This is a genomic window from Flavobacterium sp. 123, assembly GCF_003634825.1.
Taxonomy (GTDB): Bacteria; Bacteroidota; Bacteroidia; order Flavobacteriales; family Flavobacteriaceae; genus Flavobacterium.
The window spans coordinates 2,266,785-2,278,989 of record NZ_RBXD01000001.1 but is presented as its reverse complement, the minus strand read 5'-3'; the positions used below and the strand labels follow the sequence as shown (position 1 = coordinate 2,278,989).

The window sequence follows — 12,205 nt, the reverse complement described above, 5'->3', positions numbered from 1 at the left end:
CGAACTAATAATTTATAACTCATAATTATTTTACAATCGTTGGCTCATATTTTTAACCATCATTTCTTTCCAAGGTCTAAAATCACCAGCTAATATATGTTTTCTGGCTTCACGAACCAACCACATATAGAACCCAAGATTGTGGATCGTAGCAATTTGTTTTCCTAAGTATTCATTCGCAGCAAATAAATGGCGTAAATAAGCTTTAGTATATTCTGTATCTACAAAAGTGATTCCCATTTCGTCTATTGGCGAAAAATCATCTTCCCATTTTTTGTTCTTTATATTTATAGAGCCATTAGCTGTAAACAACATTCCATTTCTGGCATTTCGCGTAGGCATAACACAATCAAACATATCAATTCCAAGAGCAATATTTTCTAGAATATTTATCGGCGTACCTACTCCCATCAAATATCGAGGTTTGTCCTCCGGTAATATTTCACAAACTACTTCGGTCATTGCATACATTTCCTCAGCAGGTTCTCCAACCGAAAGTCCTCCAATAGCGTTTCCTTGTTGGCCTGAATTAGCAATATATTCAGCAGATTGTCTTCTTAAATCTTTATAAGTACTCCCTTGAACAATTGGAAAAAACGTTTGTTCGTATCCATATTTAAAAGGTAGCTTGTCCAAATGATTGATACAACGATCTAACCAACGGTGTGTCATGTGCATAGAGCGTTGTGCATACCGATAATCACATGGATAAGGCGTACATTCATCAAAAGCCATGATGATATCAGCACCAATAGTACGCTGTATTTCCATAACATTTTCAGGTGTAAAAACATGATATGAACCATCAATATGAGATTTAAACTTTACTCCTTCTTCTTTGATTTTTCTATTTGAAGAAAGTGAATATACTTGATATCCTCCTGAATCAGTCAAAATATTTCGATCCCAATTCATGAATTTATGCAATCCACCCGCTTTTTCAAGAATTTCGGTTTGTGGTCGCAAGTATAAATGATAGGTATTTCCTAGAATGATATCTGGATTTATATCGTCTTTTAATTCCCGCTGATGCACTCCTTTTACGGAAGCAACGGTACCCACAGGCATAAAAATAGGGGTTTCAATCACACCATGATCAGTAGTAATACTTCCTGCTCTGGCTTTAGACTGTGGATCTTTTTGTAATAAATCAAACTTCATTCTTTATCTCTCTTTCTGTTATAAAGCATCTTTTATTAGCGCTTTAAAATATCTAATTTTTTATTTTTTGCTCCTTTCAAGCTAATTGTTTCAAACTTGTTTCCCGCTTTTAACAATTGTAATTGCTATAATTTTAGAAAACGAATGCAAATATACTTCAAATGAGTTTAAAAATTGGATATGAAAATAAAAACTACCATTTATGTTGAGTTGTAATTCACAATCTTTATTCTATAAATTGTTTAAGAAAAAAAATGAGGCTATATAGCCTCATTTTTTTTCTTAAACAATTTATTATATAAAATTTAAAACTTGAATTGTAACAAAATCTCATTTGTATTTCTAGCACTTGCGAGTGTTGGTCTTGTACTCATTTCATAAGCAAACCCAAAAACAAATCGTTTGCTTAAAGTTATAGTAGCTAGTGCTGCATAGGCTTTGTCTGTTCTATAGGTACCACCAATTTCCAAATTATTGTCAATTTTTAAAATCGTGTTAAAGTCTATTGAAACAGGTGCGCCATTCACATAACGAAACATAACTGATGGTCTTAAAACCAATGGAGTTAAAGACGAATTTAAATTAAAATCATATCCTCCACTAAAATAAACATGAGGTCTATCAGTTGCTGTCATAGCAAATCCTTCTTCTCTTTTTGCTCTAAGCGTATTAAGTAATTTTGGTATAGAAACGGAAAGATAATATTTATCTGTTTTAAATACAGCTCCTACTCCTACATTAGGATTAAAACTATCAATAGATTCTAATGCTGCATCTGTCCGAACGCTATACGTTTCAAGTCCTGACGTATTCACATTATAAAAGTTTCCTCCCGCTTTTATTCCTAAATATAAATCGGCAGTTTCATTCATCTTTACTTTGTATGAAAAATTAATACCAAGAAAAGTTTGTTTCTCAATAAAAGTTTTATCACTGATAATAGTAATTCCAAATCCTAAATTAGACCCTAAACTAGTTCCAAAAGAAACAGCTTGTGTTTTAGGCGCATTTTCTATTCCTGTCCACTGCGTTCGAATAGAACTCGTAAGAAGTGTTTCATTATCAATACCGGCATAAGCAGGATTTACCAAATTCATATGCTGCCGATAAAATGTAAAAGCATTTTCTTGCTGAGCAAAAATAGTACCACCCCATAAGAGTAGTACCATTATTATATAATTCTTGTTTTTCATCTGTTTGTTTTTTTATTCAAATTATTTTGTGATGTACAACCAACCTTGAGCATCAATAGTACCATCGCCAGATAAATCGATTTGATAATAATAGGAACTCGATTCTGGCAAAGTGCCATTAGAATCTTTGTAATGACCGTCCCAATCGTTTTGATAATTACGAGAGTAAAATACTTCTGTTCCCCAACGATTAAGAACTCTAACACTTGAATTAGGGTGGTTTTCAATATTGTAAATCAGCCAAGTATCATTAACTCCATCCCCATTTGGTGTAATAGCCTGAGAAACGTTTAGTTCTATCAAATCACAAACATCTCCTTGACCATCGTGGTCAATATCCTCTTGATATGGATTATATGTCATCGGACAATTATCTGCTCCGTCTAACACGCCATCATTATCATCATCTGGATCGGTTACATCACTAATCTTATCATTATCATTATCATTAGGAGTACTATCTATTTTTAATGGATTAGACCCTGATGCTTTTTCATCTGAATCGGTATAACCATCTCCGTCATCATCTAAATCAATTTTATTACCAATAGCATCTCCATCAGTATCGATATCAATAAAAATAGTAACTTTAGTTGTTGTACTTCCACCAAAATTAGTTCCTGTAATACTATACGTAGTTTCTATCGATGGATAAACAGGCGTACCACTTATAACTCCGGTAATTGAATTCATAGTTAAACCTTCTGGTAGATCTGGGCTAATAGTAAAACTCTGAATAGTCGTATTATTTAAATTTGGAACACTATTAACTATCGTAACACCTTGAATAAATTCAAGAGTGAATGGAGAGTAGATTATTGTAGGAGCACCGTCCATAATACTTCCTGTATTTATGATATAATTTACTGGTTTGCTGTATTTAGCAGCATCTTCTCCTGACAAAGTATAAACCACGGTGATTGTTTTCTCCGTTCCAATAGCAGCCGAATCATAAGTGGCAACGGCGCTAACACTAACATCATCTGAACCTACAACTCCTGAAAGTGTTCCTGCAATTACTACTGCCGAAGCATCTCCATCATATGTTTTACTTAGCGTTACTGTAGGGTTAGAAATAGTCAAGGCTTTCGCAGTTATACTTCCTGTATTTATGATATAATTTACTGGTTTGCTGTATTTAGCAGCATCTTCTCCTGACAAAGTATAAACCACGGTGATTGTTTTTTCAGTTCCAATGCCAGCCGAATCATAAGTCGCAACGGCGCTAACACTAACATAATCTGAACCCACAACTCCCGAAAGTGTTCCTGCAGTTACCGCTGCCGAAACAGTTCCATCATAGGTTTTACTTAGCGTTAAAGTTGGATTAGAAATAGTCAACCCTTTTGCACTAATACTTCCTGTATTTGTAGTATAATTTGCAGGTTTGCTGTATTTAGCAGCATCTTCTCCTGACAAAGTATACACCACTGTGATTGTTTTTTCAGTTCCAATGCCAGCCGTATCATAAGTCGCAACGGCGCTAACACTAACATTATCTGAACCTACAACTCCTGAAAGAGTTCCTGCAGTTACTACTGCCGTAACAGTCCCATCATAGGTTTTACTTAGCGTTAAAGTTGGATTAGAAATAGTCAAGGCTTTCGCACTAATACTTCCTGTATTTATGATATAATTTACTGGTTTGCTATATTTAGCAGCATCTTCTCCTGACAAAGTATAAACCACGGTGATTGTTTTTTCAGTTCCAATGCCAGCTGTATCATAAGTCGCTACGGCACTAATTGCAACATCATCTGAACCTATAACGCCTGAAAGTGTTCCTGCAGTTACTACTGCCGAAGCATCTCCATCATAAGTTTTACTTAACGTTACTGTAGGGTTAGAAATAGTCAAGGCTTTAGCACTAATACTTCCTGTGTTTTCAGTATAATCAGCTGGTTTGCTATATTTAGCAGCATCTTCTCCTGACAAAGTATACACAACCGTGATTATTTTTTCAGTTCCAATGCCAGCTGTATCATAACTCGCTACTGCGCTAACCTTAACATCGTCTGAACCTACAACTCCCGAAAGAGTTCCTGCAGTTACTACTGCCGAAGCATCGCCATCATAAGTTTTACTTAACGTTAGCGTTGGATTAGAAATCGTCAAAGCTTTTGCACTAATACTTCCTGAGTTTTCAGTATAATTAGCTGGTTTGCTATATTTAGCAGCATCTTCTCCTGACAAAGTATATACAACAGAGATTGTTTTTTCAGTTCCAATAGCAGCCGAATCATAAGTCGCAACGGCGCTAACACTAACATCATCTGAACCTACAACTCCTGAAAGAGTTCCTGCAGTCACAACAGCAGAAGCATCTCCATCATAGGTTTTGCTTAGCGTTAATATAGGGTTAGAAATAGTCAAAGCTTTCGCACTGATACTTCCTGAGTTTTCAGTATAATCAGCTGGTTTACTGTAATTAACAGCATCAGTACCTTCCAAAGCATACACCACTGTGATTGTTTTTTCTGTTCCAATAGCAACTGTATCATAACTAGCAACTGCACTAACATTAACATCATCTGAATTAGCAACTCCCAAAAGAGTTCCAGCTTTTACTAATGCTGAAGTAGCTCCATCATAGGTTTTACTTAGCATTACTGTAGGATTAGAAATAGTCAAAGCTTTAATTGTAATTGAACCATTATTCCCTAAAATTATATTAGATAATCCATCTAAAAAGTAATTGTATACATCATCTCCTGATAATGATAAATTAGTAATTTCATATGATTTATTACTACCAACATTACTACTTAAAAACGAAACGCTACCATCTACAGTTACATTATCATCAATAATCGGACTGGCTAAATTCAACTGAATATTACCTATCTCTTTAGTACCGTCATATTCTTTATTAACCTCACCCACACTTACTGTTAGAGCCAATGGATTCACTTTATAGTTACCTACAATTTTCAACGAACTAATATTATTACTAAGACTAATTTCAGAAGCTGATAGTTCATAATTCCCTACGTTCAAATTATTTGAGGTACTGTAAGCTGGATTAGTAGCGCCAATAGTAAACCCTGTTGTTGTTGATCCATCTGTTACTATAACTTGATTCCCTGTAACAGTGGTAGAACTAGTAAGATCTAATAATGTATTACCGGTAGTACTATTAACATATTGAGAACTAATTAATTCATAAACGGGTGTTTCTCCATAATTTTTAGTTGTTTTTTTGAATTTAACAAGCAATTGATCGGCTTGTAAGATTTCGAAATCACCATTTATATAGGTTAAATCATAATTGTCCGTAATAAGTCCACTTGGAACTAATACATCCAAATAATTACCTGATTCTTGATTTGTATCAGTTCTAGTAATTGCCAAAGTACCACTAAGTACAGCTTCTGATTCTGCATTAACAAAACCACTAAAACTTGCTCCTGCGTAACCATCAGTATCATTTTGACCAATTAATTTCACATCGTTATTGGCTGTAACTGTCAATGGTGCTTTAGTTATAACTCCTGTATTAATGACATAATCAACAGGTTTGCTATAATTTTTATAATTAGCACCATCAATTGAATATACTACTGTAATCGTTTTTTCAGTTCCTGAATTTTTGTTATCATAACTTGCTTGAGCTGTCAATGTCAATTCCTCACCATCTATTAGTCCACTTAAAGTTCCAATAGGTACAAAAGCGTTCGCAGTACCATCATACGGCTTACTGCTTATTATTTGAAGTACATTGATAGTTAAAGATTTAGGAGTAATTATTCCAGTAGTAACTGTTTCAGTTGAAGGAGCACTATATTTTGAAACATCTGCCCCCACTAATGAATAAACTATTGTTATCGTTTTGTCAGTTCCTGAATTTTTATTGTCATAAGTTGCTACTGCACTAACCGTTACATCGTCTGAACCCACAACTCCCGAAAGTGTTCCTGCAGTTACTACTGCCGAAGCAGTTCCATCATAGGTTTTACTTAGCGTTAAAGTTGGATTAGAAATAGTCAAAGCTTTTGCACTAATAATTCCAGTATTTATAGTATAATTAGCCGGTTTGCTGTATTTAGCAGCATCTTCTCCTGACAAAGTATAAACCACTGTAATTGTTTTTTCAGTTCCAATACTAGCCGAATCATAAGTCGCTACTGCGCTAACACTAACATCATCTGAACCTACAACTCCCGAAAGAGTTCCTACTGTTACCGCTGCCGAAGTAGTTCCATCATAGGTTTTACTTAGCGTTAAAGTTGGATTAGAAATAGTCAAAGCTTTTGCACTAATAATTCCAGTATTTATAGTATAATTAGCCGGTTTGCTGTATTTAGCAGCATCTTCTCCTGACAAAGTATAAACCACTGTAATTGTTTTTTCAGTTCCAATACTAGCCGAATCATAAGTCGCTACTGCGCTAACACTAACATCATCTGAACCTACAACTCCCGAAAGAGTTCCTACTGTTACCGCTGCCGAAGTAGTTCCATCATAGGTTTTACTTAGCGTTAAAGTTGGATTAGAAATAGTCAGAACTTTGGAAGTAACACTACCTGTAGTTATGATATAATTAGCCGGTTTGCTATATTTAGTAGCATCTTCTCCTGACAAAGTATACACAACTGTGATTGTTTTTTCGGTTCCAACAGCAACTGTATTATAAGTCGCTACTGCACTAACCTTAACATCATCTGAACCTACAATTCCTGAAAGAGTTCCTGCTGTTACCACAGCCGAAACAGTTCCGTCATAAGTTTTACTTAGCGTTACTGTAGGATTAGAAATTGCAAGTTGTATTGTACCCTGCGCTGATGTCGTAAAACTAATTTCATTTCCATAGCTGGTACCCGCACTATTGGTTGCATAAGACCTTACATAATATTTTGTACTTGCAGATAATCCAGTTAAAGTACTGTTGAAAACACCACTACCAGTTCCATCTATAGTCTTATTGTTTAGAATTGTTGGATTCGAAGCTGTACTCCAACAAACTCCACTAACAGTTGCAGCATCATTCCCAACTGAAGTTACATTTCCTCCTGTAACTGCTCCACTTGAAGTTATCATGCTTACAGAACTAGTTGTTACGCTAGGCAACACTACTGAAGAAGCATCAACTATAGCAATTCTTAAAGTTGTTGAACTACTACCTCCTGCATTCGTCGCTGTTACTGTATAATCAGTCGCAGCTCTTAAAGCTGTTGGTGTTCCTGATATACTACCATCGGTATTCAACACTAAACCTGTAGGCAAAGCGGGCGATACCGAATAACCTTTTAAACTGATTTTTTGTATTTTATAATTGTATGTATCAGCTACATAAACATTAGCTTCGGCATCCACAGCTATACTATTAGGGAATCTAAAACTGGCTGTAAATCCACTAGCGTCTCTTACCTCATCACTCTCATTCCCTGCCAAAGTAGTAACTACTCCTGCTGGGGTAATTTTTCGTATAGTATTATTATAAGTATCTGCTACATAAACATTAGCTTCCATATCCACTGTAACTCCATATGGGTATTTAAAACTGGCTGTAGTACCTGTGCCATCTGTTGCCCCAACAATTCCACTCCCTGCCAGAGTAGTAACCGCTCCTGCTGGAGTGATTTTTCGTATTACATGGTTTTCTCTATCGGCCACATAAACATTAGCTTCTGCGTCCACAACTATACCACTAGGCAAATTAAAACTAGCTGCAGTTCCCGTACCATCTGTTGCCCCTTTATCTCCACTCCCTGCCAAAGTAGTAACCACTCCTGCTGGGGTAATTTTTCGTATTTTATTATTACTAGTATCCGCTACATAAACATTGCCTGCCCCATCAACTGCAACTGCAGAAGGTAAATTAAAACTGGCTACAGTTCCCCTACCATCTGTTGCACCTCTGGTTCCTATTCCTGCAAAGGTTGTAACAGTACCAGCTGCAGTAATTTTTCGTATTTTATTGTTACCATAATCGGCTACATATATGTTACCCGCCGCATCAATAGCAACGCCTGTTGGTATACTAAAACTCGCTGAACTACCCGTACCGTCTGTAGCTCCAATAGTTCCACTTCCTGCGAAAGTAGAAACCAATCCCGATGGAGTAATTTTTCGAATTTTATGATTAAACCGATCGGCTATATAAAGGTTGCCAGCCGCATCAATAGCAACACCTGATGGGTTACTAAAACTAGCTGAAGTTCCTATGCCATCTGTTGCACCTGAGATTCCATCACTTCCTGCCAAAGTAGATACTTTGTTTATTATCCCTAAAGGAATTGCTCCTCCAGTATTGTTTACAACTAAAGGGCTTATTACCGTATTAACTACAAATTGATTAGGAATAGTGTAACTGATAATTGGCGCTTGCACTTTAGTGGTAAAACTCACTATAGCACCATAAGCTGTACCCAAAACACTGGTGGCATAGGCTCTGACATAATAGGTAGTAAGAGGTGCTAATCCTGATATTTCACTGGTATAAGTGCCTATAGCTGTGGAGCTATTTATCACTTTATTATCGGAAACAGTAGGGGTTGCACTGGTGCTCCAGCAAATCCCTTTTTCTGATAATGTAGTACCGCCATTAGTGGTAACATTTCCTCCGGCAGTAGCTGTTGTAACTGTTACGGCTGAAACTGCATCTGTAGTCACAGTTGGCAAATTCGCCGTTGTTATACTAAGTGCAGCAGTACTTTTTCCATAATAATTGTATCCCGTAACCGTATATTCTGTTGGGTCGCTGACAGCTGTTGGTGTACCTGTAACGATTCCTGTACTACCATTAAAGCTCAGACCAGTAGGCAATGTTGTTGGTGCTACCGTATATCCTCCTAAATTTATTTTTCGGATTCTATCGCCAGTCCATTCAGACACATAAGCAATTCCAGTTGTTGGATTAATAACGATATTAGCTGGTTCATTAAAAGTAGCTGCGCTACCATTACCATCTAATGATGATGCTGTACCACTACCTGCAATAGTTGATACCAATCCTGATGGGGTAATTTTTCTGATTTTGTTTCCCCATTCGGCTACAAATAAATTTCCTGCTCCGTCTATCGTCATTCCGTATGGATTGTCAAAAGTAGCCTCAGTTCCTGAACTATCTACCGAACTTTTTGTTCCAGAACCGGCAACAGTTGTTACCGCATAAGGACTGGTTTTGGCTATTTTACGGATTTTATGTCCGCCAAAATCACTTACATAAACAAAGTTAGCATCTACCGCAATACCCGTAGGGTCATTGAAAGTAGCAGCAGTTCCTGTAGCATTATCTAAAGTACTTTGAGTTCCACTACCCGCAATAGTTACCACCTGAGCTGAACTAATGGTGATACGACGAATCTTATTCCCTGCTCTATCGGTAACATATAAATAAGTTCCACTTGGATCTATTGTAATTCCACTTGGTTTTTTGAAAGTAGCAGCAGTACCAATTCCATCAACGGAGCTACTAGTTCCTGAACCTGCAAAAGTGGTTACCGCATAAGGTGCTATTAATGAAACTTTACGGATACGATCATTTTCTTTATCGGCTACATACAAGCAGTTATTGGCCGTATCCAAAGCCAAATCTGAAGGCCAGTTGAAACTAGCTACGGTTCCTGTTGCATTATCTTTGAAACGACCATAAAAGAAAGAATAATAACCATCCCCTGCAATTGTTGTAACTACGCCCTCAGGAGTCATTTTACGAATGCGTTGATTAGCTGAATCAATAAAATAAACATTCCCATTAGCATCTAATGTCATTCCCAAAGGACCATTCATTTTTGCTGCCGTTTCTGTAGCATCCAAAAACCCAGTAGTGGTTCCCGCAAATGTACTTACTTGCTTGTAAGTCAATGCTGGAATTGCACTTCCTATGCTTACTGGACTCAAGGCGGTTATTGCCTTATTCAGCTCGTAATTTTGTGGCGTTTCGTAACTGATACTTGGCCCTGAATTGGCTCCAGAAGTCGTAAATTGATTGGCAAAAGTATAAGTTGTCCCTGTAGCATTTGTAGCATACCCTTTAAAAGTATAGGCTGAACTGGCTGTTAACCCAGAAATTAAATTGGTGAAAACTCCTGTAGTTCCTGGATTTGTTACTTTACTAACTCCAGTTTCTCCAAGTACTGGATTTGAGTTAACACTTGTTAAGGCATATACAATTCCTCTTTCGGTAATCAAACCGCCACCCCCATCGTTGACAACAGTCCCTCCAACTGTAGCCCCTGTTATTGCTGGGAACGAACTTGGACTACTTAATGTTGGTGCTTCAGGAGTATTGTTTATTGTCACATAAAAAGTATTCAAATCAGACTTATTCAGGCTACCATTATCAGCAACTGAAACATCTACCACATATACATTATCATTGTTGGTATCAGTTGGTAATTCAAAATCGGCTGGAGCTACCAAGGTTAGTACCCCAGTAGTACTATTTATAGAAAATCTCGCTGCGTCTTCACCGCCTGCAATTGCATAAGTCAAAGTTTGAGCCGGAACATCACTATCTGTTGCTGATAAAGTTGTAACGGCATTCGTATTTTCCTGAATATTTATCATCACACTATCGGTACCATACGTCACACTACCATCCTCTGCCACCGTTATTGGAACTTCTTGTTGCACAAGAGTCCCATTCGCTAATTCAGCTCCTAAAACAACATGATGCAATCCTGAGGGAGTACCTGCAGGTAATATCACTGCTTGATCTAGTATACCATTGCTATCTATAGTTCCTGTTGCTAATGTTACTGGATCTGAAAACAGGCGAATACTAAAAACAGAATTTGGCTTAAAAATACTTCCAAATAATTTAACTAAAAGATTACCTTGTGAAATAAGGCTTTTTTGCGGAAAATTAAATACAAAATTTGAACCGTTATTAATTGGTGCAATTACAGGATTAAAATTAGTAGCGAAGACTATTTCATTACTGTAATTTGTACCCATACTATTTGTTGCATAACCCCTAACATAATAAGTCGTGTTAGGCGTTAAACCTGTTAGGGTATTGGAAAATGTGCCTGTTGCAGATTTGCTACCCAAAGATATTTTAGTTGTTAAATCAATAGTTGGATTAGGAGAAGTACTCCAGACAAAACCATGATCTGTTGGGCTAGTCGCACCCAAGTCAGTAATGTTTCCGCTAACATTTACTGAAGTAGAGGAAACTAGAATTGCAGGCACAGCGGTAATTGTTGGTGTTGCAGGTGCTGTAGAAACCTTATAATAAACTGACGGACCTATACCGCTAACACCTGATGTATACGTTGTTGATGTTTGTGGGTTATATCCTGTAACACTGTAAGCTAAATATCCCGTTCCAACAGAGGTTTCCCAATTTATGTATCCCGTTATACACTCTAATACTAAAACATATCTATTGTTAGGCTCTAATACAATGTGTAACTCTCCACTGTCCCAGGGATAACTTGTCGTTTGTGTACCACTATAAACATTCGTAGCTAATGGAGATCCAGTTGGGACATAAGGAATAGTTTCTGAAGATTTATATATTTTTAAAGAAAGATGACCAACATTAAAATTTATTTTCAATTGTATGTTATTAATAATATAGTTAGTAGCATCCGTGACTATTGGAACTATAGCTAATTCTGGACTATCTTGATTATCAGATTCTAACCCAAATCCATAATTACCAGAAGGTTCCTTTTGAAAATTATCAAAAGGCAAAGTCTGCCCTAAACACTGATAAGAGGATAGAAACAGAAAACTAATCATTATTAAATTTAAAAATAATGAAGTTTTCAAATCTTTTTTTGATGAAGCCAGTAATACTACAAGTAATTTTTTGATCATGTTCAATAAATGATTTTAATTTTTTAATTTATGCTTGTAACTAATTTTATATCTATTACTTAATTAGCGCCAAAGCGAAA

General features: G+C 36.5%; 3 protein-coding genes. All 3 read right to left on the bottom strand.

What is annotated here, in order from left to right; genetic code table 11:
* Window positions 1–30: 30 nt before the first annotated feature.
* The 3 genes from tgt to C8C88_RS10085 all read right to left on the bottom strand — a co-directional run bounded on the left by tgt (window position 31) and on the right by C8C88_RS10085 (window position 12,125).
* On the bottom strand, window positions 31–1,161 hold the full coding sequence (tgt, locus tag C8C88_RS10095; RefSeq protein ID WP_121338001.1) for a tRNA guanosine(34) transglycosylase Tgt: 1,131 nt from the start codon (window positions 1,159–1,161) through the stop codon (window positions 31–33).
* Between the two features lie 305 nt (window positions 1,162–1,466).
* On the bottom strand, window positions 1,467–2,354 hold the full coding sequence (locus tag C8C88_RS10090; RefSeq protein WP_121337999.1) for a type IX secretion system membrane protein PorP/SprF: 888 nt from the start codon (window positions 2,352–2,354) through the stop codon (window positions 1,467–1,469).
* Between the two features lie 21 nt (window positions 2,355–2,375).
* Complete coding sequence (locus tag C8C88_RS10085) at window positions 2,376–12,125, bottom strand: YDG domain-containing protein (protein ID WP_121337997.1); 9,750 nt, start codon at window positions 12,123–12,125, stop codon at window positions 2,376–2,378.
* Between the last annotated feature and the right edge of the window lie 80 nt (window positions 12,126–12,205).

Bases quoted from the DNA above. Each gene is read 5' to 3' on its own strand.
- tgt (WP_121338001.1), bottom strand. From the start codon at position 1,161: ATGAAGTTTGATTTATTACAAAAAGATCCACAGTCTAAAGCCAGAGCA.
- C8C88_RS10090 (WP_121337999.1), bottom strand. From the start codon at position 2,354: ATGAAAAACAAGAATTATATAATAATGGTACTACTCTTATGGGGTGGT.
- C8C88_RS10085 (WP_121337997.1), bottom strand. From the start codon at position 12,125: ATGATCAAAAAATTACTTGTAGTATTACTGGCTTCATCAAAAAAAGAT.